The sequence below is a fragment of the Pelotomaculum isophthalicicum JI genome, assembly GCF_029478095.1.
Lineage (GTDB): Bacteria > Bacillota > Desulfotomaculia > Desulfotomaculales > Pelotomaculaceae > Pelotomaculum_D > Pelotomaculum_D isophthalicicum.
On record NZ_JAKOAV010000001.1, the window covers coordinates 64,223 to 90,553 of the forward strand.

The window sequence follows — 26,331 nt, forward strand, 5'->3', positions numbered from 1 at the left end:
TTTAATGGCTGAGCAGAAGACAGGCCTGACCTACGCGGACGCGGGGGTGGATATCAAAGCTGGCGACGAGGCGGTGCGCCTGATGCGCGGCGCCGTGCGAAGCACTTTCCGGCCGGAGGTGCTGGCGGACATCGGCAGCTTCGGCGGCCTGTTTGCCTTGAATACCGCCAAGTACCGCGAGCCGGTGCTTGTCTCCGGGACGGACGGAGTCGGCACGAAGCTCAGGGTGGCCATGCTGACCGGCCGGCACAATACCATCGGCGTCGACGCGGTGGCCATGTGTGTAAACGACATTTTGGCCCAGGGCGCCGAGCCGCTTTTCTTTCTGGACTACCTGGCTGTCGGCCGGCTGGTGCCGGAGAAGGTGGCGGATATCGTGGCCGGGGTGGCGGAGGGCTGTCGCCAGGCCGGCTGCTCCCTGATTGGCGGCGAGACGGCGGAAATGCCCGGTTTTTACGGCCCGGAAGAATATGACGTAGCGGGGTTCGCGGTAGGCGTGGTTGAACGCGGCAAGATTATTGACGGCCGCGGCATCGTTCCCGGCGACAAACTAATCGGCATCCCTTCGTCGGGTCTGCACAGCAACGGGTACTCGCTGGCGCGGAAAGTGCTGCTCGACATTGCCGGTTACGGCGCGGATACCCGGCTGGAATCGCTGGGCCGCACTGTCGGTGAAGAAATGCTGGAGCCCACCAGGATTTATGTGCGCGCGGTATTGCCATTGCTGGAACGTTTCGGGATCAAGGGGCTGGCGCATATCACCGGGGGCGGGCTTACTGAGAATACCCCCCGGATTTTGCCGGACGGCACGGCGGTGCGGATTAGGATGGGTACTTGGCCGGTGCCTCCGGTGTTTGAGCTGATTGAGACAACTGGCAGGGTGGAGCAGGCTGAAATGCTGCGCACCTTCAATATGGGCATCGGTATGGTGGCTGTAGTTTCCGAAGGAGATGCCGGTGCAGTGATGGACGACCTGGCGGCCCGGGGCGAGCAAAGTTATTTGATTGGCGAAGTAGTAGAGGGGCAAGGGGTTAGGTATATTGGGTAGGAGTCAGTAGTCAGTAGTCAGGAGTCAGAAGGTAGGGAACAGAAGATAGAAGACAGGAGTCAGGGGCTGGAATGAGAGAAGCGGCGAAAACATTTGAAGACTTACTGGTGTGGCAAAAGGCGCATTTGTTCGTGCTTGCGGTTTTATTCTGACTCCTGACTTCTGACTCCTGACTCCTGAAGAAAGGGGTGCGAGATTTGGGCAAGTTGCGCCTGGGTGTGCTGGCCTCCGGGCGGGGGTCCAATCTTCAGGCTATCATGGATGCTGCCGCCGCCGGTAAAATAGGCGCGGAGGTGGCGGTCGTAATAAGTGATCACAGCGACGCATACGCTCTGGAGCGGGCGCGGCAACGCGGCATTCCGGCCGAGTTCGTCAATCCGAAAAGTTTCGGCTCAAAGGAAAAGTACGAAGAAGTAATCGTTGAACTACTGAAGCGGCACGGGGTAGAATTGGTATGTCTGGCCGGCTACATGCTGGTGGTCGGCGCTGTCATGCTGAACGCTTTTCCGGATAAAATCCTGAACATTCATCCGGCTTTGTTGCCTGCTTTCCAGGGATTGCACGGGCAGGAACAAGCATGGCGGTACGGGGTGAAATTCAGCGGCTGCACTGTTCATTTTGTAGACGAGGGGGTCGATACCGGCCCGATTATCATTCAGGCGGTTGTGCCGGTGCTGGATGACGACACGGCTGACACGCTGGCCGCCCGCATCCTTGAGCAGGAACATTTAATATACCCGGAGGCTATTAAACGGTTTGCCGAAGGCCGGCTGAAGATTGTGGGCAGAAAAGTATTTACAAAGAAATTAAGTAGTACTTAGGAGTCAGTAGTCAGAATAAAAAACATTCTTTTGTCTTAAAAATATTCTGAATTCTGACTCCTGAATTCTGAGTACCTAAATTAATTAATCACAGGAGGAGCTAATATGCCTGTTAAACGAGCATTGGTTAGCGTTTCAAATAAAGCCGGAGTGGTTGAGTTCGCCCGGGGGCTGGCCGGCCTGGGGATAGAAATCGTGTCGACCGGGGGCACGTTGAAAACACTCCGGGAGGCGGGCGTCCCGGTTACATATATTTCAGATGTTACTGGTTTTCCGGAAATTTTAGACGGGCGGGTGAAGACACTGCACCCTAACGTGCATGGCGGCATCCTGGCCTTGCGTAACGAGGATCACCTCGGCCAGCTGAAAAAGCACGATATTACACCAATCGATCTGGTGGCGGTGAATCTTTACCCTTTCCGCGAAACTGTCGCCAAGCCCGGTGTAACCCTGGAAGAAGCGATTGAAAACATAGATATCGGCGGTCCGACCATGGTCCGCTCGGCGGCTAAAAACTACCAACATGTGCTGATCGTGGTCAACCCGGAACGTTATGATGAAGTCCTCGGCGCCTTGCGCCAGGGCGAGCCGGACGCCGGGTTGAGAATGGCTCTGGCCCTGGAGGCGTTTTCCCACACGGCTGCCTATGACGCCGCTATTACCGCCTACCTGGAAGGGCTGAGGGCAAAGGAGTGAAATGATATGAAAGTGCTGGTAGTCGGCGGCGGCGGGCGCGAGCACGCCCTGGTCTGGAAGCTCAGCCAAAGCCCCCGCGTCGCGGAAATATACTGTGCTCCGGGCAATGCCGGCATTGCCCGCCTGGCCGCTTGCGTGAATATTAGCGCCGAGGATATTCCATCCCTGCTGGCTTTCGCCCGGGAAAAGGCCGTCGACCTGACTCTGGTAGGCCCTGAGGCGCCCCTGACCGCCGGGATCGTGGACGAGTTCCAGAATGCCGGCTTGAAAGTATTCGGACCGTCCCAGGCCGCGGCGGAAATTGAGGGAAGCAAGGTTTTCGCCAAGGACATTATGGCAAAATACAACATACCGACCGCCCGCTACGCTGTTTTTACCGACCCCGCTGAAGCCTCCGCTTATATCCAAAAAACCGGTGTGCCGTGCGTGCTCAAAGCGGACGGGCTGGCTGCCGGCAAGGGTGTTATTATCGCGAATGACATGCAAACGGCTTTAGCCGCGGTGCGCTCAATCATGGTGGAACGGGATTTCGGAGAGGCGGGCGCGCGGCTGGTGGTGGAAGAGTGCCTGACCGGCGAGGAGGTCAGCATTCTTGCTTTTACGGACGGCGACACGGTTGTTCCGATGGTATCGTCGCAGGATCACAAGCGGGCCTTTGACAATGACGAAGGGCCGAACACCGGCGGCATGGGAGCCTACGCCCCGGCGCCGGTCTATACGCCGGAAGTGGCCCGGCGGGCCATGGAAGAGATTCTTGTTCCGATGATCCGCGCTCTTAAAGCTGAGGGACGGACCTACCGGGGGGTTATCTACGCCGGATTGATGGTTAGCGGCGGGGAGCCGAAAGTGCTTGAATTCAACGTCCGCTTCGGCGACCCGGAGGCGCAGCCGGTGCTTAGCCTGCTGGAAACCGACCTGGTGGAGATCATGGAAGCCGTGCTGGAAAACCGCCTGGATCAGATCGAGATCAAGTGGAAACCCCAGGCCTCAATCTGCGTGGTGCTGGCCTCGGGCGGCTATCCCGGTTCCTACGGAAAAGGGAACGTTATTCACGGTTTGGATGAAGTCCCCGGTGACATTATGGTGTTTCACGCCGGGACGGCGGAAAAAGACGGGAAAATCGTCACCTCCGGGGGCAGGGTGCTGGGCGTGACCGCCACAGGTCCGGATATTCCCGCGGCGATAAACAAAGCTTATGAGGCCGTGGGGAAGATCTGGTTTGACGGAATCCACTACAGGCGTGACATAGGGCGAAAAGCGCTGGACCGGGTACGGTGAGTTGTAAAAACTTACAGCAGATATAAATTATACAAGGGCCAACTTTTTAATAAAGTGGGCCCTTGCCCGTAGCTATTTTATATACTTTTTTACAGCATCCCAAAAGTTTTCTCTAGTTCCTGCCATTATAACTACTAGGACTTCACCCTTCCCGTTTTCCGCAAGATAGTATGCAAGTTCGTAATTTACTCCGTTGTGAAAAATATCATAGCCCCAGATACCAGCTAAATCTCCGGATTTTCTGTCTCCAACATAAGGATCCAGCCGAATCTTTATTATTGCATCACGATACTTTCTTTTTAAATATTTGTCCTTAAGTTTCTTAAGGTATCTTTCAGCCGGATTCAAGAATACAATTGGAAGCATACTAGTCCTCCAAGTCAGCGAAGATCTCTTTCATTTTTACATCCCCAGAACCTTTAAGATTGTTAGCTGCGGATTGCGCTTCTTCTATCATTTTCTCAATGGCAGGTCTTACTTGTGTACGAATTATTTTAAATTGTTCAAGCAGTTGAGGTCCTTCGTAGCCTTTGTTAATAAGTTCCTCTAAAATTTCCTCAGCAAATTCTGTTTCTCTACGAACTGGACGAATGATGATTGCTGAATTAGTCATGATGCATTCAACTTCTTCGCGAATATTAAGCTTTTCAAAAAATTTTTGTGGTATAGTAATCTGTCTTTTTTTAGAAACACTAATTCTTTTAATTTCCATAGGAGCATACCCCGTATATAAAGCGTCTACTGACATATTATATGATCTCCTCTCAGCAAATATACTTTGTATCCTTGTTTCTTGGTTTCCTTGTTAATAGTATATCATGGATACGATAAAATCGCATGTCAAATTTGCAATCCTCTTTGGTAATCGGGTAGAATCGGAGTAATAGCAAAAACATTTTGTGGATTTGCCACGGAGTGAGTTATAATTTATTGGAATCATACGATGGGAGATAAGCGATGACCAAGTACTATCAACCTCAGACATATCAAATAATCACTTTCGGCTGTCAGATGAATGAGTACGACTCGGAGGTGCTGGCAGGTGTGCTGGACGGCATGGGTTTCACCCAGGCAAACGGGGTTGACTGCGCCGACATCGTGCTTTTAAATACTTGCTGTGTCCGTGAAACCGCCGAAAATAAAGTTTTTTCGTTGCTGGGTCGCCTGCGGCGCCTGAAAAAAGAAAAGCCCGGCATGATTATCGGCGTGAGCGGCTGCATGTCCCAGCAGGAAGGCATGGCTGCGAGAATCAGGCAGGGGTTTCCGCATGTCGACCTGATTCTTGGAACGGGCGGCGCCTGCCAACTCCCGGATCTGATCGGGAGGGTGATTGAGCGCAGGAGCCCTGTTCTGGCAGTCCGGCCAGGCATTGACGGAATTGTGGAAAACCTCCCGGTGAGAAGAAAAGAAGGCATTCGCGCCTGGGTCGCGATAATGTACGGGTGTAATAATTTTTGCACGTATTGTATCGTTCCTTATGTTCGTGGGAGGGAGCGAAGCCGCCGTCCGGGGGATATACTGGAAGAAATTGATAGACTGGGGCGGGAAGGTTTCAAAGAAGTGGTTTTACTCGGTCAGAATGTTAATTCCTACGGCAAAGACCTGGATGATACCATAGACTTTGCCGGTTTGCTGAAAAAATTAGATAAATATGAAGGGAATAACGGCGTTAGCCGGATACGTTATATGACCTCCCACCCCCGCGACTTTTCCGACCGGTTGATTGAGACAATTGTCGCTTCGGATAAGGTGTGCGAGCATTTTCACCTGCCGGTGCAAGCGGGAAGCAACCGCGTATTGAAAAAGATGAACCGGGGTTATAGCCGGGAACATTACCTGGAGCTTGTGGGAAAAATAAAGTCGAGTATACCTACTGCCTCAATAACCACCGATATCATGGTCGGGTTCCCAGGAGAAGATGAAAAAGATTTCGAGGATACTCTTGACTTAGCGCGGCAGGCCAGATTTGACAGCGCGTATACTTTTATCTACAACACCCGGCCGGGGACACCGGCGGCATCCCTGGAGGGGCAGGTGCCGGAAGAGGTTAAAAAGGCGCGCATCCAGGAGTTGATCAAACTGCAAAACAAGATCAGCCTGGAAAGAAACCGGGAAGAAGAGGGGCGGGAACAGGAAGTGCTGGTTGAGGGAGAAAGCAAAACCAGGCCGGGCATGCTGGCCGGGAAGAACAGGGGCAATAAAACGGTCATTTTCCCGGGTGGCAAGGAACTCATCGGTCGCACCGTCCGGGTGTTAATTACCGAGTCGCATCTAGCCCACCTGGCCGGCCGGCAATTACCTCATTAGACATACACTGCCTTAAAATCAGGAGGTTCATGTCATGGAAATGTCTGTTCCGGTAATCGGCTTGGCCGGCTACTCCGGCTCCGGCAAGACAACCTTGCTGGAAAAGCTGATTGCTGAATTGAAACGTCGCGGCTACCGGGTAGGAGTCATTAAACACACACATCACCCGGTGGAATTTGATCAACCGGGAAAGGATACCTGGCGGCACTCCCGGGCGGGCGCGGACGTGGTAGCCCTGGCCGCGCCGGGCGGTATGTCACTGGTTAGAAAATTTGAGGGTGAAGCCGGGCCGGAAACAATAATTGCCATGATCGGCGGGGTAGATGTGATCATAATCGAGGGGTACAAGAATGGCAAATGGCCCAAGATAGCAGTTATTCGGCAGGGAGTGGACGAGCGGCCGGCAATCTCCGCGGAGGAATTTATCGCCGTGGTAAGCGACGTGCCCCAAAATGCCGGAGTCCCGTATTTTGGATTAAATGACGTGGTGGGAATAGCTGATTTGATTGAACGGGATTTTTTGAAGAATTCAAGTCAGGTCTGAGACGATCGGATAAAGTTATTCGTAATGAGTATGTTTGTTAGTATTAATGTGGAGATGGAGATGTTGTAAATCTTAATGTTATAATTAATGGTATAGGTAGAATAAAATGGTGGTGTCTTATATGCTAGACGTAAAAACAATATCTGTCCTGCAAAAAATATTAAATAAATATCCGGATGTTATAGCTGTCTATTTGTTCGGTTCTTATATTGAGAGAAGAGAACAAGCCCGGGATGTTGATTTGGCAATTCTATTAGCTCATTCAAAAATTAGTCAGGTTAATTTGTATCTTGAACTATACCCTCGTCTGGCAGAGGTATTTGCTCCGCTGGACGTGGATCTGTTATTTTTAAATTCCGCTTCCCTGCCCTTACGTTTTGAAGTTATATCCACCGGTAGGGTTATTTACTGCATAAACGACGATCTGCGCACCGACTTCGAATATATCGTTTCTGGAGAGTATATGGACTTCAAATACCACTTGGAAGCCGCCCGCCGGGAGTTGTTCGAGAGTATAAAAGAAGGTGCGTTTCTTGTTTAATCAGTCAATAATAACCGAAAGGTTGGCAATTATCAGTAAGGCTGTGAAAAGGTTAAAATTGCTTGCTCAGATGCCGCCGGAGCAATTCAAACAGAATGAGGATGCCGTGGATATTGCTGAAAACAGGTTGCGCCGGGCACTGGAAGCTTTATTTGATTTAGGCCGGCATCTAGTGGTGAAATCGGGTGCCGGTATGCCATCCGACTACCGTTCGGTAATTGATATAATGAAAGAAGAACATATCTTGCCGGAAGAATTTGCCCGGCAAATTTCAGGTATGGCTGGTTACCGGAATCGCTTGATTCATGATTATAATAAAGTAACGCCGGACGAATTGCATCAAATATTGCGAGAGCGTCTGGTTGATCTTACTTTGTTCTGTAAATATGTTGTCGATTATTTGCCTGACACAAACAAACCGAAGCGATAACAGTGGTGTTCCACCCGGAGTCATTGATTAATTTAAAAAAAAGAGTATGCCGGCATGTATATGTTATAATTAACGGCGGGGGGGGATTACGGTGAGTTTTACGCCGATGATCAAGCAATATCTTGAGATCAAGGAACAATACCCCGATGCTGTTCTTTTTTTTCGTCTGGGTGATTTTTATGAGATGTTTTTTGAGGATGCGCACCTTGCTTCACGCGAGTTGGAGATAACCCTGACCGGCCGGGACGGGGGCGCCGGCGAGCGCGTTCCCATGTGTGGCGTGCCGTATCATGCCGCGGAAGGTTATATCGCCAGGCTGATCGATAAAGGACACCGGGTGGCCGTCTGCGAGCAGGTTGAAGACCCGTCTGCCGCCAAGGGCATCGTGCGGCGGGAGGTCATCCGGGTGATTACGCCCGGCACGGTTATGGAGAGCCAACTCCTGGAGGATAAAAATAATAACTACCTGGTTAGCGTGGCTCCGGTGCCGGAAGGGTTCGGCCTCGCTGTTGCGGACATTACCACGGGCACTTTTATGATTACTTCATTTTCCGGCGTAAAGGCCCGGCTGGCGTTAACCGAAGAACTCGCCCGGCTCAGGCCGGCGGAAGTGATTATCCCCCGCTCCTCAAAAGATTTTTTTACGGAAGACATGCGTTTGATCGGTATGCCTGTAGTGAGCGGCTTCCGGGAAGACGCCTTTTCCCCGGAGCAGGCCGGACAAGCGCTGGAAACGCAATTTGGCCCGTCTTTTCGCGATGAATGCCGGCCATCCGACCTGGATTATCTGGCGCCGGCGGCCGGCGCCCTGCTGATTTACTTGAGAGAAACGCAAAAAAGGGAACTATCCCACCTGAACAAATTCCAATTTTACCAGCCGGGCCGGTTCATGGTTCTGGACGCGGCCACCAGGCGCAATCTGGAGCTGACCAGGGCAATTGCGGACGGGGCCCGGCGAAACACCCTGCTGCACGTTCTGGACCATACTGTCACCGCCATGGGCGGCCGGTTGATAAAAAACTGGATCGAGCGGCCTCTTTTGGACCGGGATGAAATAGAGGCGCGGCTGGAGGCCGTCGCGGAACTGGCCGGAGAAGTTTTTCTGCGCCATGACTTGCGGGAGGGATTAAAAAATATTTACGACCTGGAAAGACTGTCCGCCCGGATATCATTCGGCACGGCGAACGCCAGGGATCTGGTGGCCTTGAAAAAATCACTGGCGCAACTGCCGGAGATAAAGTCCCTGTTGGAACAGGCGGATGCTTCGCTGCTGCGGGCAACCGGGGGCGCCGTCGACTTGCTGGACGACGTCAGGGAGCTTCTGGAATCGGCTATCGAAGACGACCCGCCACTGTCGCTGCGGGACGGCGGGCTTATCAAAACCGGCTTTGACCCGGAGGTGGACCGGCTGCGTTTTGCCGGCCGGGACGGCAAGTTGATGATGGCCGGTTTGGAAGAGCGGGAGCGGGCGCGCACCGGCATAAAGTCGCTGAAAGTAGGATATAACAGGGTATTCGGCTATTACCTCGAGGTCACCAAATCAAACCTGCCGCTGGTTCCGGATGATTACCAGCGCAAGCAGACGCTGGCCAACGCCGAAAGGTTCATCACCCCGGAATTGAAAGAATACGAAGATATGATCCTGGGCGCCGAGGAGCGGCTGGTGCATCTGGAATACCATCTTTTCAACGAGATACGGGAAAAAATATCCGGCATGAGCGGCCGCGTCCAGACTACCGCCGGGGCGGTCGCCCGGGCTGACGCCCTGCTGTCGCTGGGTGAGGCCGCGGTCAGGGGAAACTATACCCGGCCGGTGCTCAACAGTGAGGGTAAAATTACGATCAGGGACGGGCGTCATCCCGTACTGGAGAACATTCTGGGTCCCGGCCAGTTTGTCCCGAACGACACTGTAATGGACAACCATGACAGCCGCCTGTATCTCATTACCGGCCCGAACATGGCCGGGAAAAGCACTTATATGCGTCAGGTGGCCTTAATTGTATTGATGGCCCAGATGGGCAGTTTTGTCCCGGCTTCATTTGCCGGAACTTGCCTGGTTGACCGGATTTTTACCAGGGTGGGGGCCGCGGACGACCTTTCCGGCGGGCAGAGCACTTTTATGGTGGAAATGAACGAGTGCCGCGCCATTGTGACGAGCGCGACAGACAGAAGCCTGATCATAATGGACGAGGTGGGGCGCGGCACCAGCACTTACGACGGCATCAGCATCGCCCGGGCGCTGGTCGAATTTATTCACCGGCGGGTGGGGGCGAAAACTTTGTTTTCAACGCACTACCACGAGCTTACCGATCTTGATAATTTGCCGGGCGTTGTCAATTATAACGTGGCTGTGGATGAAAGAGGGGAAGATGTCGTTTTCTTGCGCAAGGTCGTGCCGGGAAAAGCCGACCGCAGTTACGGGATTCACGTGGCCAGGCTGGCCGGTTTGCCCGGTGAGATTATCCGCCGCGCGGCTGAAATACTGGCAGGTTTGGAGTCGGTAAAAGAGTCGGCCCGGCAGGTGGCTGCCGCCGTGGAGCCCGCGGAAAGTGTTGTGCCGGCGGAACATCCTGTTATACAGGAATTGCGGAGTCTGGACGCATTGCGGATGACCCCGCTTGAAGCCATTAATAAACTTTATCAATTGCAGAGCATCCTTAAATCAGGAGTCAGTAGTCAGGAGTCAGTAGTCAGGAGTCAGGAGTCAGAATCAGGAATCAGAATCAAGGATTCAGGAATCAGGAACAGGAGTAAAAATGAGAGAATGGTTTATCCGGAATAACTAAAGCTTGCAAGGAGGGAGAATGATGTTTGTTGGTGTTGATGTGGGGGGAACTTATACCGACGCGGTGCTCCTTGATCGTGAAGCTGTTCGCGCCACCGCCAAAATACCGACCAGAGCGGATTTGCTAGAGTCCATCCTGGAAGCGCTAGATATTGTGCTGAAAGATGTGGACAACAAGGACCTGAAAAGAATTGTCATCAGCACGACAGTAATCACTAACCTCATCGCCGGGCGCAAGTATGACAAAGTTGCCCTGTTATTAATCCCCGGTCCTGGCATGAGCCGCAAGTATTATGATTTTAAGACAAAGACAATCATCCTGTCCGGCGCAATTGATTACCGCGGCCGGGAAATCGTGCCTTTGAACGAAAAGGAAATTGTGGCGGCGCTGGCGGAACTGGCCGCGGAGGGCTATAAAAAGGTGGGTGTGGTCGGAAAATTTTCACCCCGGAACAGTTCCCACGAGAAGCGGGTGGCGGCGATTATACAAGAAAAACATCCGGACTGGCAGGTGGAAATGGGATTCCACGCCGGCCCCCAGCTAAACTTCCCCAGGCGCGTGGTAACAACTTACCTGACCTGCGCCACCAGGGAGCCGTACCGTAATTTCGCCAACTCGGTTCGCCAGGCGCTGGAAAAGAGGCAGATAACCGCCGAGGTGTTTATATTGAAAGCGGACGGCGGGACGATGCCGCTGGATAAGTCCGTGGAACAGCCGGTGGAAACCATCTTTTCGGGGCCTGCGGCAAGCACCCTGGGAGTGCAGGCGCTGACTCCCCCGGATCAAACTGAAGTGGTCGTCGATATCGGCGGCACCACTACGGATATCGCTTTAATTTTGAACGGACAGCCGTTGCTGTCGGCGAAAGGCGCCCGGGTAAACGAACAACTGACCCAGGTGCATACTCTCGCCGTTAAATCGGTGCCGGTCGGCGGTGACAGTCTGCTGGAGTTGGCCGGTGACAAGATTGTTTTTCGCCCGGAAAGACTTGGGCCGGCTTACTGTATGGACGGGCCGGCGCCGACTCCGACCGACGCTCTCAGGGTGCTAGGTCTGACCACGCTGGGTGATCAGACCAAGGCTGAGGAGGCCATGGGGAAGCTTGGAGCGGCTCTTGGCATGTCCGCCACCGAGACTGCCGGGCAGGTGGTCAATATTATTGTGGACAGCATTACGGCGGAAGTGGAAAAAATGTTCCTGGAATGGGAGCGGGAGCCTGCTTACCGTATTTGGGAACTGCTGCAAAAAAGAAAGGTTCGCCCTTCTGTTGTGGTCGGCGTGGGCGGCGGAGCGGACGGTTTAATTCCCCAAATCGCCGCCAAACTGGGATGCGATCCGGTCATACCCCCTTACGCCCCGGTCGCGAACGCCGTGGGGGCGGCGGTGGCCAAGCCCACCCTGCAGGTGAGTCTGCGCGCCGACACCGAGCAAGGGTATTATCATATCAGGGAAGAAGGTTATCAGGGGAAGATCGACAGGCGGTCATTTAACGAGCAAAAGGCGCTGGGGCTGGCCAGGGAAAAACTGCTCGAAAAAGCCGCCGGTTACGGCCTGGCAGTAACGCCGGACGAGATCGAAGTAACTTACCAGGAAGTGTTTAATATGGTCAGAGGTTGGGATACCTCCGGCCGTTTGTACGATTTTACTGTCCAGACTCCCAGGGGTATAACCTGCCGGATTGAGAAAGGGGGTAAATGAGTATGTCTAATGCCAGTGAGAAACCAACCGGTTTAATCTTTTTCCCGGCTTTTGACTGGGCTATTTCTCCCACTCACCCGGAAAGGGAGGAACGCCTGCTTTACACCCGCGACCAAATTTTTGAAGAAGGGATTATGGACCTCCCGCAGGTATCGGAATATGCTCCCGTCCTGGCGACGACTCACGATATTGCCATGACGCATTTCTGTGTGCCGCGCGTGGAGGACCAGACCACCGAGGCGCACCTAATCGCGGCCGGCGCGGCCATATTGCTGGCTGACGAGATTGTGTCCGGTCAGATTAAAAACGGCTTTGCCCTGGTCAGGCCGCCCGGCCACCACTCCATGCGGGTGGTGCACGGCAACCGCGGTTTTTGCAACATCAACAATGAAGCGATTATGATAAATTATCTGCGGCGCCGCAAGGGGATTAAGCGTGTGGCTATTGTCGACACCGATGTCCACCATGGCGACGGCACCCAGGACATCTTCTGGCACGATCCGGACGTCCTGTTTATCTCCTTCCACCAGGACGGGCGCACCCTTTATCCGGGCACGGGGTTTACCGACGAACTGGGCGGCCCCAGAGCCTATGCCCGCACCATCAATATCCCGCTGCCGCCCGGAACGACGGACGAAAGCCTGTTGTATGTCGTCGACAATCTGATCCTGCCGGTTCTCAACGACTTTAAGCCGGATTTCATTGTAAACTCAGCCGGCCAGGACAACCATTACACCGACCCGCTCGGCAGCATGCGCATCACCGCTCAGGGATACGCCAGGCTGACCGAGAAACTGCGGCCGGACCTGGCCGTGCTGGAAGGCGGCTATGCTATTGAAACTGCCCTGCCCTACGTGAATATGGGAATCATTCTGGCGCTGGCGGGGCTTGACTACTCCGCCGTGCTTGAGCCCGACTACCAGAGATTTAAGGAAAGCTCTGATTTGACCGGAGAAGTCCGGCGAATAGTTGAAAAGCTGTTGCAGCGCTGGGCAAAGAGAGACCAGGTGTCAATAAGTCAGAGTGATATTTCCGGCAATTATTTTCAGCATATGAAAAGAATATATTACGACACTGACAATATTCAGGAAAACCAGCTCGAAAAACTAAGGCTTTGCGACAACTGCCCCGGCTATCTGTCAATAGAAACTAAAGCGACCCACGGCTATGGGCATACCGGAGGAAAGGCCCTGTGTCTGTCGGTTCCCATTGACGCATGTCCTTCGTGCCGGACCGAGGCCGCGGATTTATATGAAAAGGCAAAAAAAGCAAGGCAATACCCGTACGTATATTTGCAAGACAAGTCAGCCGATGTCTTCCTGGGTTACAATACCGCCAAAGGCGAAGAGTGGCGTTCGGAAGGATAATAATAGGTTTGTATTGTGGAAAGGCAAGTGGGAGTGATTCTTGCTTGCCTTATTTATCATCTCACTTCAATAAATTAGTTAACTTAATAAGTGTTTTTGAAATTTAGTTGGATAAATTCAGATGCCTTAAGTATTTTTATACCCATATATTCACGCAAATTCAAAAGATGCTTATCACCAGAAATAATATAGCTGGACTCTCCCGCAACAGCACATTCAATAATCTTGTTATCGTCCGGGTCGGCTGAAATTACCTCAAAATTTTGCGAAGGTCTAATCAAAACCATATTGGGTAGCAGTTTAGCGATAAAACCATCAATTTCTTTGTCCGTAAAGCCAAACTTGGGGTATTTAACAACCCTATAAAATTCACTTAAAATTTGTGCCGAAAGGCAAAGCTCAAGTTCAGAATCCAAAACCATTTCAATAATAGCCGCTTCCGTACCGTTCCATCCCAGCGCGGAAACGAGAACATTCGTATCAACGGTAATTCTCATTTCTTGCTTTCTCCCTGAGCACTCCGAGCCCATTTAATGGCTGCTTCGATATCATCGGGAGTTATCCCTTCCCTCTGAAATCTTTCCCTGATAGGTTTTGCAAAATCTTCAAAATCATTCGGTGGCAGCACTTTCTTTATTTCCACGCGGGGGCCTTTTTTTTCGAAAAGGATGTAATCACCTTCCTTAACGTTTAGCACTTTTCTCAATTCGATGGGGACAGTAACCTGTCCCTTCGTGGTTATTCTGGCAATGAAAAATTCATCCATATTGACACGTCCTCAGTAATAATTTCTTACTTTATTATTTTATCAGCGTTATTACTAACAATCAATCTTCCTTTCCAGGGTTTTTCTTTTGAATCGCTTCAGCTCGTGTTATAATGACAGCAGGTTCATAAAACTGCCTGTTTTTGCTATGTTTTTAGAGTTGGCGGGGTGCGGTATTGGCAGCCATAATTATCCTGGATGAATTTACAGCCGGCCAGATTGCTGCCGGTGAAGTGGTTGAAAGGCCGGTTTCGGCAGTAAAAGAGCTGGTGGAAAACGCCCTGGACGCGGGCGCCTCCAGGATTACCATAGACCTGGCGGAGGGCGGCCTGGGCAGAATCACTGTTTCCGACAACGGCTGCGGAATGACGGCGGAAGACGTTCAGCTGGCTTTCCTGCGTCATGCCACCAGCAAGATCAAAAGCGCTGCTGACTTGCGCCGGGTGAACACGCTTGGTTTCCGGGGGGAGGCGCTGCCCAGCATAGCTGCGGTAGCCAAGGTGGCCATGACTACCCGCGTACCCGGCTCAATAACAGGGACGCGCGCTGAATTGCAGGCAGGTTCACTTGCCGCTGTAAGTCCGGCCGGGTGTGCGCCGGGTACTACTGTTGAAGTAAATGATTTGTTTTATAACACGCCGGCCAGACGCAAAACGATGAAAAACCCTTCCGCTGAAGGCGCGTTGTGTGGGGAACTGGTGTCGAAAATGGCTCTGGCCAGGCCTGGTGTCCGTTTCGAATTGTTGACCCATGGCAAGCGTGTTTTTTATACACCAGGCACCGGCAGACTGATTGATGCTGTGACAGCTGTTTATGGCCCGGGGCAAGGCAAGGAAATGATTGCGGTGAGTGCCGCGGATGGGGAGCTTAGCCTTGACGCTTATGCCGGAAAGCCTTCACTGAGCCGTAGTAACCGCAGCCACCTGACTATCATTGTCAACGGCCGTTATGTGCGCTGTCCGGCTGTTGTCACGGCAATTGAAGATGCTTACCGTGGCTTGCTGCCTCAAGGGCGCAGGCCTGTAGCTGTTTTATCTTTAACCGTGGCGCCGGAGCAGTTGGATGTCAATGTGCACCCGGCAAAGCTGGAAGTGCGCCTGCTGGAAGAAAAAAGAGTCGCCTCCATGGTTGCCGGCGCGCTCAGGAATGTGTTGCGCGGGGATCCGGTTATACCTGCCGCGATTGCTGAACGAGGTAACCGGTATCATTATAAGGAACCGGGCAAAAGTATTTTCATGCAGGTTCCGGCGATATTTTCACCGGAGCCGGAGCAAGATCAATCAGCCGTCAATCCGGAACCGGTTGATACAGTTGCGACCGGAAGTCCGGTTGCAAGCATTTTGCCTGATAAAACCGTTATTCCAGCGGAAAGATATAAGTTTCTCGAAGATACTGTTGAAGATAAAAAATTTCCCATTCTTCACCCGCTTGCCCAGTTGCTTCCGACGTATATTCTGGCAGGGGGAGAAGATGGTCTTTATATCATTGACCAGCATGCCGCCCATGAGAGGGTTCTATATGAGGAATGCCTGGCCGGTCAGGGCAATTATCCCAGTCAATGTCTTCTTGTCCCGGAAACGCTGGAGCTTGAACACAGCGAGGCTTCGATCGTCATCGATCTGCTGCCCCGGTTTGCCGAAACGGGTTTTGTAATTGAACATTTCGGCGGCGACACGTTCTTGCTCAGGGGAGCGCCGTCCTATTTGCCGGCAGGCCGGGAGAAAGAGCTATTCCTGGACATGGTTGATTTCTTCAATGGAAAAGGTTCTGTTCCTGACCAGGCTGATTTTTTTAAACGGCTTGCTTCCTCGATTGCTTGCAAGGGAGCGATCAAAGCCGGGGAAAAAATGCCGTTTGGCGCAATGGAAGCGTTGCTGAAAAGGTTGGCCCGCGCGGAAAATCCATTTACCTGTCCCCACGGCAGGCCTACTATTATTCACCTCTCCAACCGTGATCTGGAAACACGCTTTAAGAGGTAGTATAATGAAATCACTCGGATTTGCTGTCACGACGTCTCATAGAGTGAAACCGGTTTTGGTGGAATACGCCAAACAGATAGCCGGGGAACTGGAAACCCGTTATGTGGAAAGGAACGACCGGTCGATAGAGGCTTTGTCAGCGGAGCTCGGTGTGGAAGGGATGGTGGTTGTTAAATCGAAGAAAGTATCATTTGTGTCCCGCGCAGGGGAATTTTTTTTCCACCCGGGTATCGCCGGGCCGCGTATAAACGAACTAAAAAATGGGAAAACTGACCAGATGATTGACGCCATGTCCATCAAGCCGGGTAACAGTGTTTTGGATTGTACATTGGGTCTGGGGACAGACGCCATTGTAGCGAGCTATACTGTCGGCAATAGCGGCCGGGTTGTCGGGTTGGAGAATTCACCGGTCATAGCTTATCTTGTTAAATCCGGTCTTGCATCTTACCCGGTAGCTGACGGGGACACTTTCACCGCCATGCGAAGAGTGGAGGTTGTTCAGGCGGATCACCGTGATTACCTGCGGACGCTGCCGGCAGGCAGTTTCGACGTTATATATTTCGACCCTATGTTCCGCCTGCCCGGACGGCGGTCACCGGCCATAAACAACTTACGCGCCCTGGCTGATCCCGAACCGCTTGACCGGGAAACAATCAACCTCGCCGTAAAAATAGCGAACAAACGGGTGGTGGTCAAAGAAAGGCGGGGCAGCGCGGAATTCGGGCGCTTGGGTTTTGAAAAAATACAGGGGGGGAGGTATGCCCCAGTAGTATACGGGGTAATAAACTGTCAGGGTCTATAATATGTGTGAGAATAAAAATTATCTGCCGCCCCTGTTGGTCATTGCCGGGCCGACGGCGACCGGAAAGAGCGAAGTGGCGGTACATGTGGCCGGGGCAATCGGCGGAGAAATTGTTTCAGCGGACTCAATGCTGGTTTACCGGCAGATGGATATCGGTACCGCGAAACCAACGAAAGAAGTAATGCGCGGTGTACCACATCACCTGATTAATATCGTAGATCCCGATCAGGATTATAGTGTGGCGATATATCAAGAACGAGCCAGGGAGGTAATTGCGGATATCCAGGCCAGGGGCAGGTTACCTGTTCTCACCGGCGGCACCGGGCTTTATATCAGATCTGTCATCGATCATTACGACTTTACCGGAGCATGCCGCGATGAATCATTGCGGGCAAAGCTGTTAAGCGAAGCCCAAAACAATGGTTGCGAATCGCTTCACCTTCGCCTGGCCGAAGTCGACAGGCAATCCGCGGCTAAACTGCATCCCAGGGATGTGAGGCGGGTAATCCGCGCGTTGGAAGTATATTATCTCACAGGAAAGCCCCTTTCCAGCTACTGGAAAATGGAAAAATGTGCTGAGCCGTTATATAATTTAGTTTTTATTGGTTTAACAATGGCCAGGGGGGAACTTTACCGGCGGATTGAGCAAAGAGTGGAAGCAATGATTGGAGCGGGACTGGTGGATGAAGTGCGCGGACTTCTTAACGCGGGATACAGCCCCGGGCTTACTTCAATGCAGGGATTAGGATATAAAGAGATAGTTGCTCATCTGGCAGGGGAATTGTCTTTACCGGAAGCTGTTGAATTGTTGAAAAGGAATACCAGGCGTTTCGCCAAAAGACAACTGACCTGGTTCCGCCGCGACGGGCGGATCAAGTGGCTGGCAGTGGATCCTCCCATGGGACTGCAGTCGGCTGTTCAAGAAATTATCAGAAATATTGAAGGAGTATTTTAAGATTTATAGAAATAGAAACATATAAGAAAAATATTCCAACGGAGGGATCTCCTATGACTAAACCACAAATTAACCTACAAGACGCTTTTTTAAACCAATGTAGGAAGGAGAATATCCCCGTTACCATTTTCCTCGTCAATGGTTTTCAGCTGAAAGGCATGGTAAGGGGCTTTGATAACTTTACAGTAATCCTGGAAAGTGACGGAAAACAGAAAATGGTTTATAAACACGCCATCTCTACGGTTGAACCCCTTAAACCTGTAAATACCACTTTTACAGATACAAAGAGCGCTTATTAAAATCACGTTGGGTAAACAAAACGGCTCCTCTTAAGAGGGGCCTGTTTTTTTGGTCGTAATAGTCCGGTTCGGGCGTATAATGTTAATGATAAAGCCCGAGAGGTGGCTGAATTACGGTGAAGGTAAAAAAATGGGACATCCGGGAGCTTGGAGGGGGCATGGGTAACGGCAGCCGGAACAGGAAAAAAAACGTCCTGAGTCTGCAGGCTGCCGTCAAGGCCGCACATACCGGAGAGGAACAGTGTCTTCAACAGAACGCCGGCGATATTATGCGGGAACTGTATAATCTGGTTGGTCTGCATGAAGTGAAAAAATTAATAGAAGAAATTTACGCGTTTGTGGAGATCCAGAGGCGGAGACAGAAAGAAAAGCTGGCTGCCGAGCCGCTTGTGTTGCACATGATTTTCAAGGGCAACCCCGGCACCGGCAAAACTACTGTGGCCAGGATACTGGGCAAGCTGTTCAGAGAGGTTGGCGTGTTGCCGAAAGGTCATCTTGTTGAAGTCGAAAGGGCTGATCTGGTAGGTGAGTTCATTGGTCATACCGCTCAGAAAACGAGAGAGCAGATCAAAAAGGCGCTGGGAGGCATCTTGTTTGTTGACGAGGCATACGCGTTGGCCAGGGGCGGGGAAAAGGACTTCGGCAAAGAGGCCATAGATACCATGGTTAAGAGCATGGAGGACTACCGTGACAGCCTGATTCTTATCCTGGCGGGCTATCACGATGAAATGGACTGGTTTGTGGAAACTAACCCCGGTTTGCGTTCGCGCTTTCCTATTAATATATCTTTTCCCGACTACAGCAACAGGGAACTGCTCGCCATCGCCGATTTGATGCTGCAGCGAAGGCAGTATGTTCTGTCCAGCGGCGCCAGGGATGAGTTGCGTTTTTTTATTGAAAAGGAGCATAAGCTGCACGAGCACAGCGGCAACGCCCGCATGGTAAGAAACCTTGTCGAAAAGGCGATCCGCCGCCAGGCCGTTCGCCTGATGAAAAAAAACTGCGAATTGAGCCGCGTGGATTTGATGTCGATTGTCAGAGAGGACCTGGGAGGGAGTTAAAATGGCTTATTACAACCAAGATCTAGTAAGTTTGTCTGCCGAGGTGGATAACGAAGTTCAACCGGTTTACCGCTTGATTGAAGACATGGCCTTGAAAAACCATGCCAAGGTGCTGGAGTCATTCCGGCGGGTGAGAGTCAGCGAATTTCATTTGAAAGGATCAACCGGCTACGGCTATGGGGATCAGGGGAGGGCCGCGCTTGAAGAAGTTTACGCGGCCGTTTTCCGGGCGGAGGCGGCATTGGTCAGGAGCCAGTTTGTTTCAGGCACTCATGCTATTGCCGCGTGTCTTTACGGCGTTTTGCGGCCGGGAGATGAACTTCTTGCAGTGCAGGGCGAACCGTATGACACACTTGGTGAAATGATCGGCGTCAGGGGCGAGTCAAACGGTTCGTTGCGGGAGTTTGGAGTGATCTATAAACAGGTTGACCCGTCGCCGGGCGGCGGGATAGATTACCCGGCAGTCGAAGAGGCGTTGGGAGACAAGACAAAAATGGTTATGCTCCAGCGTTCCAGAGGCTACCACTGGGGACCTTCTTTGGGAATCAATGAAATGAAAAAGTTAATTAGTTTCATCAAGCAGAAAAAACCGGACGTGGTCGTTTTTGTCGACAACTGCTATGGTGAATTTGTTGAAAATGAAGAACCGGTGGAAGCAGGCGCCGATCTGGCGGCCGGATCGTTGATTAAAAATCCCGGAGGTGGTGTTGCACCTACCGGAGGGTATATAGTGGGAAGGAAAAAGTATGTTGATGCGGCTGCCAACCGTTGGAGCGCTCCGGGCATCGGAGCGGAAGTCGGGCCTTCTCAGGACTGCCAGCGCTTGCTTTTTCAGGGTTTGTTTCTTGCGCCGCATATTGTCGCGGAAGCGCTTAAGGGCATGGTATTTGCCGCAAGATTTTTTGAAAAACTGGGATTCGCGGTCATGCCGGAATACCACGAGGAGCGCAATGATATTGTACAGGCTATCGGCCTTGGAGCGCCGGAGCGGATGGTGGCTTTTTGCCGGGGTCTCCAGGGGGCTTCTCCGGTAGATTCCCATGTCCGTCCGGAACCGAACGCAATGCCTGGTTACGGGGACCCGGTGATTATGGCCGCGGGAACATTTATCCAGGGCGCTTCGCTGGAATTGAGCGCGGATGGCCCGATCCGCCCGCCTTATGCTGTTTACCTACAGGGAGGGCTTTCCAAAGAATACGTCAAATTGGCCGTGCTTAGCGCCGCCAGGGAAGTGCTGAAGTTGGGTTGAGGTCTGCCAGATATAAATTTAAGGAAATTTTTATTTTAGAATTTTAAGAAAGTTTAAATAATAAGAAGGTTTTTTTTAATTACTAGCGAAACTTTATAAGGAAAAGAGCATTATTTTCGTTTACGTTGTCAATTGGCGGTGGTGTATTGGTGAATTTTAAGCAATTGGAGTCATTTTTGTGGGTGGCCGAACTGCAGAGCTTCACTAAAGCGGCCCGCCAGCTGTATATGAGTCAGCCGGCTGTCAGCTTTCAGATCAAAGCGCTTGAAGAGGACCTTGAGGTAATGCTGTTCAAGCGCGGTGACAAGAAGATGGTTTTAACAGACGCGGGGCAACTTTTGTACCGGGAAGCGAAGCAAATGTTCCGGCATTACCAAAAGATCAAGGCTGGATTGGACGATTTGAAAGGGCTGAAAACCGGGCACCTGATTGTAGGCGCCGGTACCATACCGGGAGAATACTTGCTGCCGCTGCTTATTGGGGAGTTTAAAAAAAAGTACCCCGGCATTCAAATTACTCTCAAAGTATCGGGAAGCGGGCAGGTTGAACGTTGGGTCCGGGAGCGGGAAATAGATCTCGGCATTACCGGCGCGCTGATGGAAGGTCAAGAAATTGAATGCAGCCCATGGTTGCAGGACGAGCTATTGTTAATTGTCCCTCCGTTACACCCGTGGGTTAACTCCGGTACTGTAAAAGTTTCAGATTTGAAGAGCGAAACGATGATTTTCCGTGAACAAGGGTCGGGAACCCGCCGGACTATTGAACAAAAGCTGGCTGAGCAAGGTATAACCGTGGATCAGATACCCCAGGGGATTGAATTGGGCAGCTCAAGGGCCGTAATAACGGCAGTCGAAGCCGGTCTGGGAGTGAGTATCGTATCAAAGTACGCTGTCAGGGAATCGCTGGAACTGGAGCGGGTGAGGGAAGTTCATATAGATGACTTTGACTTGAGCCGTACTCTCTATCAAGTCCGTCACAGCCAAAGCATGGCCGGGTTCGCTATTGACGCTTTTACCGATTTTATAAATAATGATGAGGTTTATAAGGTTTTTGACTTTAAAAAAACACCGTAACTGTCACGGTGTTTTTTACCGATTTTTATTCCTTGTATTATTCCTTGTATATCAATGTATTTTTCGCAGCAAACCTGCGACTTTACCGAGTACTTGAACATTTCTCGCATATATGGGTTCGAGCAATCTGTTTTCAGGCTGGAGTCTGATCCGGTCATCCTCTTTAAAAAAACGTTTAACAGTCGCTTCTTCTTCCAATAGGGCGACAACTATTTCACCGTTGTCGGCAACATGTTGCTGTCTTACTATAACCATGTCTCCATCCAGGATACCTGCTTCGACCATGCTGTCACCTTTTACCGTGAGCATAAAAAATTCGCCGGTTCCAGTAAAAAAGGAGGGGAGCGGAAAGGTGTCTTCCCTGTTCTCTGTGGCCAGCAGCGGCACACCGGCGGCCACCCGTCCCAGCAGAGGGACGCTGATTAATTCTATGTTGTTTTCTTTGCTGTCACTTAGCACTTCCATCGCCCTTGGTTTGGTCGCGTCACGCCTGAGGTAACCTTTTCCTTCCAATCTCTTTAAGTAACCGTGTACTGTAGAGCTTGAGCTTAAACCTACGGCCTGTCCAATCTCCCTGACCGAGGGCGGGTATCCTTTCTCCCGGATATTTTTTTTAATGACGGCCAGGACAAGTTCTTCTTTTGAGGTGAGTTGATCACTCATTTTTTCACCAGCCTTTAATATAATGCTAGTAATATTATACCATAAATAATGAAAATAAAAAACATAAGTTCGGTACTGGTTTGGTTGAAACTGTTGGAATTTATTTGAATCAACACGCGGTATTTTTTTTGAGGGTTTCAGGTGACGTGTACCTTGCGCGTTCTCTGAAACCCTTTCTATTTTTGATTTGTAAACATTTTTGCCCTGTGATAAAATCTTAACGATTAATAGTCATGCAGGTGCAATTTTGTTTTAGAGGGAAAAATATACTCTGCTCTGGGAGGTTTTAATATCAAAATTATTCATGCTGCTGAAATAGTTGAGGCGGTTGCCGGGCTGTGCCAGGAAGCCAATTTTAACCTGGGGCATGATATGCTGGAAGGACTGCAAAGAGCTTACGAACAGGAAGTCTCTATTAATGGAAAAGAGATTATAAAACAATTGCTTGCAAATGCTGAAATTGCCCGCGAAGAGAAAATTCCGATATGTCAGGATACGGGTTTTACAGTTGTTTTTGTTGAGTTGGGTCAGGATGTGCGCGTTGTGGGTGGTGATTTTTACGGCGCGATCAATGAAGGTGTGCGAAAAGGGTATACTGAAGGCTATTTAAGGAAATCTATTGTAAGCCATCCGCTGGAGCGCGAGAATACTGGCGACAACACACCGGCTGTGATTCATACCAAGATTGTTCCCGGTGAAAACATTCGGTTGATTGTCGCTCCAAAAGGCGGAGGAAGTGAAAATATGAGCGCTGTTAAAATGTTGAAACCGTCTGAAGGAGTACAAGGCTTAAAAAAGTTTGTTGTAGAGGTGGTTAAGGCCGCCGGTCCAAATCCCTGTCCGCCGGTGGTTGTTGGCGTGGGCGCCGGCGGCACCTTTGAAAAGGCCGCCCAATTGTCAAAAGAGGCGTTGTTGAGAGATTTAGGGAAAGAAAGTCAATATCCGGATATCGCGAAATTAGAAAAAGAGTTATTGGATGAAATTAATCGCCTCGGTATAGGGCCGCAAGGATTAGGCGGAAGAATAACCGCCCTGGCAGTCCATATCGAGATTTACCCCACCCATATCGCCAGCCTGCCGGTGGCTGTGAATATTAACTGCCATGCGGCGCGGCACAAGGAAGCGGTATTGTAAAAATATCAGTAGTCAGTAGTCAGTAGTCAGGAACCAGGGACCAGGAACCAGGAACCAGGAACAGAATAAAGGAATAGTTTATCGTCTCAGGAAATTCTGAATTCTCCCCAAAAATAAAACTAACCATTTTCACCCATCTAATGATGAAGCGAAGCTTCATGGGTGTCTGACCACTGAATTCTGAATGCCTGGAATATCTTTACAGGAGCCAAAAGTTGGGAGTTAGAATAAGAGAATGGTTTATTATTTAGAGATTTTGAATACTGACTACTGACTACTGACTACTTGAGTTATGCGACAGGTGGTGATCTAAATGGACCGGATCAGCCTCACTACTCCGTTATCCGGTGAGGTGGTGGAAAATCTCCGGAGCGGCCAGCGAGTTTCGTTGAGTGGAACTATTTATACAGGCCGTGACGCAGCGCATAAAAGGTTGATTGAATGTATCGATCGTGGAGAAGAGTTGCCCTTTGATCTGAAAGGGCAGGTTATCTATTATGTGGGACCGTCACCGGCCAGGCCGGGCATGGTTATTGGGTCGGCCGGGCCGACCACGAGCGGGCGAATGGATTTATACGCTCCTAAATTATACGCGTTGGGTCTTAAAGCAACGATAGGCAAAGGCCGCAGATCGCCTGAGGTGATAACTGCGATGCGGCAGTACAAAGGCGTCTACCTGGCGGCGGTGGGAGGAGCAGCAGCGCTGATAGCCAAATCAATCAAAGAGGCCAGGGTGATCGCCTACCCTGAGCTTGGGCCTGAAGCTGTGTACAAGTTGCTTGTAGAAGATTTCCCGGCGATTGTTGTAAATGATACAGTAGGTGGCGATCTGTACGATGAAAGTATCAAGCTTTATTCAGACTTTAAAGAGGATGACCACATTTAATCAATGATTAAACTGGAAAATAAATTAGTATTTTCATAATATTCAGTACGAAATAACTACACCATCTAACATATTATTTATACATATGTATACACGATTATTATAAAAGATAATACCATGATAGATAGTTGGTTCGGAAGTATACAGTATAATATCAAATCTTGAAGGAAATGAAACTTCCATTGAAGAACTGTACTTAATATGATACTTTATATAAAAGATTGCGGATGATTTTTTATAAAATTTATCGAGGTTTAATAATGTTTTCCGGTAAACGGATCAGATATCCTGAAGGTGTAAAAAGTAACAATTTTGGGTTAGACTATTTAGCGAATTGCTTGACATAGAATAAAAATATTGGTTTGGACAATGCGTATGCCTATGAAGTGGAGGTATTTTGTTATATGCATGATAAATTAGAGCATCTTAATAATCTTAGACGGTTGGTAGAAGCCGGGGGTGGCCGGAAACGTATTGATAAACAGCACGAAGCCGGAAAAAAGACGGCGCGGGAACGGATCGAGGCCTTGCTTGATCCTGGTAGCTTCAAGGAAGTTGACGTGTTCGCGGCATCTGACGATGATTTTACCAATATGGAGAACCCGGGGGAAGGTGTGGTAGCCGGTCACGGTATTATTGACGGCCGGAAAGTCTACGTCTATGCGCAGGATTTTACCGTCACCGGGGGATCGCTTGGGCGGGTGCACGCGGCTAAGATATGTAAGGTCCTTGATCTGGCCATGAAGGTCGGCGCCCCGGTGATTGGGCTGAACGACTCGGGTGGCGCCCGGATTCAGGAAGGTGTTGACGCCTTAAACGGTTACGGCGAGATTTTTTTTCGCAACACCATGGCGTCCGGTGTCATTCCTCAAATATCGGTAATACTTGGCCCCTGCGCCGGAGGCGCGGTTTATTCCCCCGCTTTAACTGATTTTATCTTCATGGTTTCCGGGGTCAGTCAGATGTTTATCACCGGCCCGCAGGTCATCAAGGCGGTGACCGGTGAAAAGGTAGATATGGAAACGCTGGGCGGCGCCGCAACACACAGTAAAGTCAGCGGTGTGGCGCATTTTATCAACAGCAGTGAAGATGATTGTATGCTGACCATCCGTGCGCTGTTAAGTTATCTACCATCCAATAATCTGGACGAAGCCCCAGTGTATGCTCCTGTGGAACCGGTAACGGATAAGGAGACAATGCTGGAAATAATTCCGGACGACCCGAATAAGAGCTACGACATTCGCGATATTATCTGCGGAGTAGTGGACAATAGCCAGTTCTTGGAGGTTCATCCGTATTTCGCGCAAAACGGCGTCGTCGGATTCGCCCGACTTGAAGGCCGTCCTGTAGGCGTGGTGGCCAACCAGCCCGCAGCGCTCGCCGGCAGCCTGGATATTAATGTATCGGATAAGATTGCCCGTTTTGTCCGTTTTTGTGACGCTTTTAACTTGCCGGTGGTTACCTTCATGGATGTGCCCGGGTTTTTACCGGGGGTCGATCAGGAGTACGGCGGGGTAATCCGGCACGGGGCGAAAATAATTTATGCGTATGCCGAGGCTACCGTGCCTAAAATTACCATTATTGTCCGGAAAGCTTATGGCGGCGCTTATATAGCCATGTGCTGCAGCGCTTTGCGCGCTGACGCGGTATACGCCTGGCCGAGCGCTGAAATAGCGGTTATGGGTCCTGAAGGCGCTGTTAACATAATTAATAATAAAGAAATAGCACAAGCGGAAAACCCGGTGGAAACGCGGCGGAAGCTGGTTGCCGATTACCGGACCCGGTTTGCCAACCCGTATATCGCCTGCGCCAGGGGCTATGTCACGGATGTCATCGACCCGCGTGACACACGTGCCACTATAATTGACGCATTGAATAACTTTTCCACCAAGCGGGAGTCAAGGCCGAGAAAGAAGCACGGTAATATACCTTGTTAGCATTGCGTGAA

At 50.9% G+C, this 26,331-nt stretch carries 25 protein-coding genes and 1 pseudogene; 21 read left to right on the forward strand and 5 right to left on the reverse strand.

Annotated features, from left to right (window positions below):
- Positions 1 to 4 precede the first annotated feature (4 nt).
- The 4 genes and pseudogenes from purM (at position 5) to purD (ending at position 3,843) form a co-directional block, all read left to right on the forward strand.
- Positions 5 to 1,048: a phosphoribosylformylglycinamidine cyclo-ligase gene (purM, locus tag L7E55_RS00260; protein ID WP_277441950.1), complete on the forward strand. Its 1,044-nt coding sequence runs from the start codon at positions 5 to 7 to the stop codon at positions 1,046 to 1,048.
- A gap of 197 nt (positions 1,049 to 1,245) precedes the next feature.
- Complete coding sequence (gene purN / locus L7E55_RS00265; RefSeq protein WP_277441951.1) at positions 1,246 to 1,869, forward strand: phosphoribosylglycinamide formyltransferase; 624 nt, start codon at positions 1,246 to 1,248, stop codon at positions 1,867 to 1,869.
- Positions 1,870 to 1,974: 105 nt separating this feature from the next.
- A pseudogene (gene purH, locus L7E55_RS00270) lies at positions 1,975 to 2,550 on the forward strand (bifunctional phosphoribosylaminoimidazolecarboxamide formyltransferase/IMP cyclohydrolase); the annotation flags it as partial.
- Positions 2,551 to 2,571: 21 nt separating this feature from the next.
- Positions 2,572 to 3,843 (forward strand): phosphoribosylamine--glycine ligase, encoded by a 1,272-nt coding sequence (purD, locus tag L7E55_RS00275; RefSeq protein WP_277441952.1) that lies wholly within the window; start codon positions 2,572 to 2,574, stop codon positions 3,841 to 3,843.
- A 72-nt stretch (positions 3,844 to 3,915) separates the two neighbouring features.
- On the opposite strand, the gene L7E55_RS00280 is transcribed toward purD, so the two are convergent.
- Together L7E55_RS00280 and L7E55_RS00285 are read right to left on the reverse strand one after the other, a co-directional pair.
- On the reverse strand, positions 3,916 to 4,209 hold the full coding sequence (locus L7E55_RS00280) for a type II toxin-antitoxin system RelE/ParE family toxin (RefSeq protein ID WP_277441953.1): 294 nt from the start codon (positions 4,207 to 4,209) through the stop codon (positions 3,916 to 3,918).
- A gap of 1 nt (position 4,210) precedes the next feature.
- Complete coding sequence (locus L7E55_RS00285) at positions 4,211 to 4,591, reverse strand: AbrB/MazE/SpoVT family DNA-binding domain-containing protein (RefSeq protein WP_277441954.1); 381 nt, start codon at positions 4,589 to 4,591, stop codon at positions 4,211 to 4,213.
- A gap of 209 nt (positions 4,592 to 4,800) precedes the next feature.
- On the opposite strand from L7E55_RS00285, the gene miaB reads away from it, so the two are divergent.
- The 7 genes from miaB (at position 4,801) to L7E55_RS00320 (ending at position 13,516) form a co-directional block, all read left to right on the forward strand.
- The gene (gene miaB / locus L7E55_RS00290; protein ID WP_277441955.1) at positions 4,801 to 6,150 is read left to right on the forward strand and encodes a tRNA (N6-isopentenyl adenosine(37)-C2)-methylthiotransferase MiaB; all 1,350 of its coding nucleotides are present in this window, start codon (positions 4,801 to 4,803) and stop codon (positions 6,148 to 6,150) included.
- A gap of 34 nt (positions 6,151 to 6,184) precedes the next feature.
- Positions 6,185 to 6,694, forward strand: a complete 510-nt coding sequence (gene mobB, locus L7E55_RS00295; RefSeq protein ID WP_277441956.1) for a molybdopterin-guanine dinucleotide biosynthesis protein B — start codon at positions 6,185 to 6,187, stop codon at positions 6,692 to 6,694.
- 121 nt (positions 6,695 to 6,815) lie between these two features.
- Positions 6,816 to 7,235, forward strand: a complete 420-nt coding sequence (gene mntA, locus L7E55_RS00300) for a type VII toxin-antitoxin system MntA family adenylyltransferase antitoxin (protein ID WP_277441957.1) — start codon at positions 6,816 to 6,818, stop codon at positions 7,233 to 7,235.
- Positions 7,228 to 7,665, forward strand: a complete 438-nt coding sequence (hepT, locus tag L7E55_RS00305) for a type VII toxin-antitoxin system HepT family RNase toxin (protein WP_277441958.1) — start codon at positions 7,228 to 7,230, stop codon at positions 7,663 to 7,665. The genes mntA and hepT overlap by 8 nt, the downstream gene beginning before the upstream one ends.
- A 106-nt stretch (positions 7,666 to 7,771) precedes the next feature.
- Positions 7,772 to 10,447, forward strand: coding sequence for a DNA mismatch repair protein MutS (gene mutS / locus L7E55_RS00310; protein WP_277442149.1), 2,676 nt, complete (start codon positions 7,772 to 7,774; stop codon positions 10,445 to 10,447).
- 25 nt (positions 10,448 to 10,472) lie between these two features.
- Positions 10,473 to 12,149, forward strand: coding sequence for a hydantoinase/oxoprolinase family protein (locus L7E55_RS00315; RefSeq protein ID WP_277442150.1), 1,677 nt, complete (start codon positions 10,473 to 10,475; stop codon positions 12,147 to 12,149).
- Between the two features lie 2 nt (positions 12,150 to 12,151).
- Entirely contained in the window at positions 12,152 to 13,516 is a 1,365-nt protein-coding gene (locus L7E55_RS00320) for a histone deacetylase family protein (protein ID WP_277441959.1), read from the forward strand.
- 83 nt (positions 13,517 to 13,599) lie between these two features.
- Here the strand turns inward: L7E55_RS00320 and L7E55_RS00325 are convergent, their stop codons facing one another.
- Positions 13,600 to 14,013 (reverse strand): putative toxin-antitoxin system toxin component, PIN family, encoded by a 414-nt coding sequence (locus tag L7E55_RS00325; RefSeq protein WP_277441960.1) that lies wholly within the window; start codon positions 14,011 to 14,013, stop codon positions 13,600 to 13,602.
- The gene (locus L7E55_RS00330) at positions 14,010 to 14,282 is read right to left on the reverse strand and encodes an AbrB/MazE/SpoVT family DNA-binding domain-containing protein (RefSeq protein ID WP_277441961.1); all 273 of its coding nucleotides are present in this window, start codon (positions 14,280 to 14,282) and stop codon (positions 14,010 to 14,012) included. The genes L7E55_RS00325 and L7E55_RS00330 overlap by 4 nt, the downstream gene beginning before the upstream one ends.
- Positions 14,283 to 14,458: 176 nt before the next feature.
- Here L7E55_RS00330 and mutL point away from each other — a divergent pair, with 176 nt between their 5' ends.
- The 7 genes from mutL (at position 14,459) to L7E55_RS00365 (ending at position 21,700) form a co-directional block, all read left to right on the forward strand.
- Positions 14,459 to 16,261 carry a DNA mismatch repair endonuclease MutL gene (gene mutL, locus L7E55_RS00335; RefSeq protein ID WP_277441962.1) on the forward strand — a complete coding sequence of 601 codons (1,803 nt, stop codon included), beginning with the start codon at positions 14,459 to 14,461 and terminating at the stop codon, positions 16,259 to 16,261.
- Positions 16,262 to 16,265: 4 nt separating this feature from the next.
- Positions 16,266 to 17,063 carry a class I SAM-dependent methyltransferase gene (locus tag L7E55_RS00340; protein WP_277441963.1) on the forward strand — a complete coding sequence of 266 codons (798 nt, stop codon included), beginning with the start codon at positions 16,266 to 16,268 and terminating at the stop codon, positions 17,061 to 17,063.
- Position 17,064: 1 nt separating this feature from the next.
- Positions 17,065 to 18,018 carry a tRNA (adenosine(37)-N6)-dimethylallyltransferase MiaA gene (miaA, locus tag L7E55_RS00345; protein WP_277441964.1) on the forward strand — a complete coding sequence of 318 codons (954 nt, stop codon included), beginning with the start codon at positions 17,065 to 17,067 and terminating at the stop codon, positions 18,016 to 18,018.
- Positions 18,019 to 18,071: 53 nt separating this feature from the next.
- Complete coding sequence (gene hfq / locus L7E55_RS00350) at positions 18,072 to 18,317, forward strand: RNA chaperone Hfq (protein WP_277441965.1); 246 nt, start codon at positions 18,072 to 18,074, stop codon at positions 18,315 to 18,317.
- Between the two features lie 158 nt (positions 18,318 to 18,475).
- Complete coding sequence (locus tag L7E55_RS00355) at positions 18,476 to 19,378, forward strand: AAA family ATPase (protein WP_420851983.1); 903 nt, start codon at positions 18,476 to 18,478, stop codon at positions 19,376 to 19,378.
- A 1-nt stretch (position 19,379) separates the two neighbouring features.
- Positions 19,380 to 20,627 (forward strand): methionine gamma-lyase family protein, encoded by a 1,248-nt coding sequence (locus L7E55_RS00360; RefSeq protein ID WP_277441967.1) that lies wholly within the window; start codon positions 19,380 to 19,382, stop codon positions 20,625 to 20,627.
- Between the two features lie 149 nt (positions 20,628 to 20,776).
- Positions 20,777 to 21,700 (forward strand): selenium metabolism-associated LysR family transcriptional regulator, encoded by a 924-nt coding sequence (locus L7E55_RS00365; protein WP_277441968.1) that lies wholly within the window; start codon positions 20,777 to 20,779, stop codon positions 21,698 to 21,700.
- Positions 21,701 to 21,751: 51 nt separating this feature from the next.
- Here the strand turns inward: L7E55_RS00365 and lexA are convergent, their stop codons facing one another.
- Positions 21,752 to 22,363, reverse strand: coding sequence for a transcriptional repressor LexA (gene lexA / locus L7E55_RS00370; RefSeq protein ID WP_277441969.1), 612 nt, complete (start codon positions 22,361 to 22,363; stop codon positions 21,752 to 21,754).
- 291 nt (positions 22,364 to 22,654) lie between these two features.
- Here lexA and L7E55_RS00375 point away from each other — a divergent pair, with 291 nt between their 5' ends.
- The 3 genes from L7E55_RS00375 to L7E55_RS00385 all read left to right on the forward strand — a co-directional run bounded on the left by L7E55_RS00375 (position 22,655) and on the right by L7E55_RS00385 (position 26,320).
- Positions 22,655 to 23,497, forward strand: coding sequence for a fumarate hydratase (locus tag L7E55_RS00375; protein WP_277442151.1), 843 nt, complete (start codon positions 22,655 to 22,657; stop codon positions 23,495 to 23,497).
- Positions 23,498 to 23,810: 313 nt separating this feature from the next.
- Positions 23,811 to 24,383, forward strand: a complete 573-nt coding sequence (locus tag L7E55_RS00380) for a Fe-S-containing hydro-lyase (RefSeq protein WP_277441970.1) — start codon at positions 23,811 to 23,813, stop codon at positions 24,381 to 24,383.
- A 404-nt stretch (positions 24,384 to 24,787) separates the two neighbouring features.
- Complete coding sequence (locus L7E55_RS00385) at positions 24,788 to 26,320, forward strand: acyl-CoA carboxylase subunit beta (protein WP_277441971.1); 1,533 nt, start codon at positions 24,788 to 24,790, stop codon at positions 26,318 to 26,320.
- Positions 26,321 to 26,331: the final 11 nt, after the last annotated feature.

Excerpts from the sequence above, each read along its gene's own strand:
- L7E55_RS00285 (WP_277441954.1), bottom strand. The coding sequence starts at position 4,591 with ATGTCAGTAGACGCTTTATATACGGGGTATGCTCCTATGGAAATTAAA.
- L7E55_RS00280 (WP_277441953.1), bottom strand. The coding sequence starts at position 4,209 with ATGCTTCCAATTGTATTCTTGAATCCGGCTGAAAGATACCTTAAGAAA.
- miaA (WP_277441964.1), top strand. The coding sequence starts at position 17,065 with ATGTGTGAGAATAAAAATTATCTGCCGCCCCTGTTGGTCATTGCCGGG.
- L7E55_RS00325 (WP_277441960.1), bottom strand. The coding sequence starts at position 14,013 with ATGAGAATTACCGTTGATACGAATGTTCTCGTTTCCGCGCTGGGATGG.
- purD (WP_277441952.1), top strand. The coding sequence starts at position 2,572 with ATGAAAGTGCTGGTAGTCGGCGGCGGCGGGCGCGAGCACGCCCTGGTC.
- hfq (WP_277441965.1), top strand. The coding sequence starts at position 18,072 with ATGACTAAACCACAAATTAACCTACAAGACGCTTTTTTAAACCAATGT.
- mobB (WP_277441956.1), top strand. The coding sequence starts at position 6,185 with ATGGAAATGTCTGTTCCGGTAATCGGCTTGGCCGGCTACTCCGGCTCC.
- L7E55_RS00340 (WP_277441963.1), top strand. The coding sequence starts at position 16,266 with ATGAAATCACTCGGATTTGCTGTCACGACGTCTCATAGAGTGAAACCG.
- mntA (WP_277441957.1), top strand. The coding sequence starts at position 6,816 with ATGCTAGACGTAAAAACAATATCTGTCCTGCAAAAAATATTAAATAAA.
- L7E55_RS00320 (WP_277441959.1), top strand. The coding sequence starts at position 12,152 with ATGTCTAATGCCAGTGAGAAACCAACCGGTTTAATCTTTTTCCCGGCT.
- L7E55_RS00315 (WP_277442150.1), top strand. The coding sequence starts at position 10,473 with ATGTTTGTTGGTGTTGATGTGGGGGGAACTTATACCGACGCGGTGCTC.
- L7E55_RS00360 (WP_277441967.1), top strand. The coding sequence starts at position 19,380 with ATGGCTTATTACAACCAAGATCTAGTAAGTTTGTCTGCCGAGGTGGAT.
- mutS (WP_277442149.1), top strand. The coding sequence starts at position 7,772 with ATGATCAAGCAATATCTTGAGATCAAGGAACAATACCCCGATGCTGTT.
- L7E55_RS00380 (WP_277441970.1), top strand. The coding sequence starts at position 23,811 with ATGGACCGGATCAGCCTCACTACTCCGTTATCCGGTGAGGTGGTGGAA.
- L7E55_RS00330 (WP_277441961.1), bottom strand. The coding sequence starts at position 14,282 with ATGGATGAATTTTTCATTGCCAGAATAACCACGAAGGGACAGGTTACT.
- lexA (WP_277441969.1), bottom strand. The coding sequence starts at position 22,363 with ATGAGTGATCAACTCACCTCAAAAGAAGAACTTGTCCTGGCCGTCATT.
- purM (WP_277441950.1), top strand. The coding sequence starts at position 5 with ATGGCTGAGCAGAAGACAGGCCTGACCTACGCGGACGCGGGGGTGGAT.
- miaB (WP_277441955.1), top strand. The coding sequence starts at position 4,801 with ATGACCAAGTACTATCAACCTCAGACATATCAAATAATCACTTTCGGC.
- L7E55_RS00385 (WP_277441971.1), top strand. The coding sequence starts at position 24,788 with ATGCATGATAAATTAGAGCATCTTAATAATCTTAGACGGTTGGTAGAA.
- L7E55_RS00355 (WP_420851983.1), top strand. The coding sequence starts at position 18,476 with ATGGGTAACGGCAGCCGGAACAGGAAAAAAAACGTCCTGAGTCTGCAG.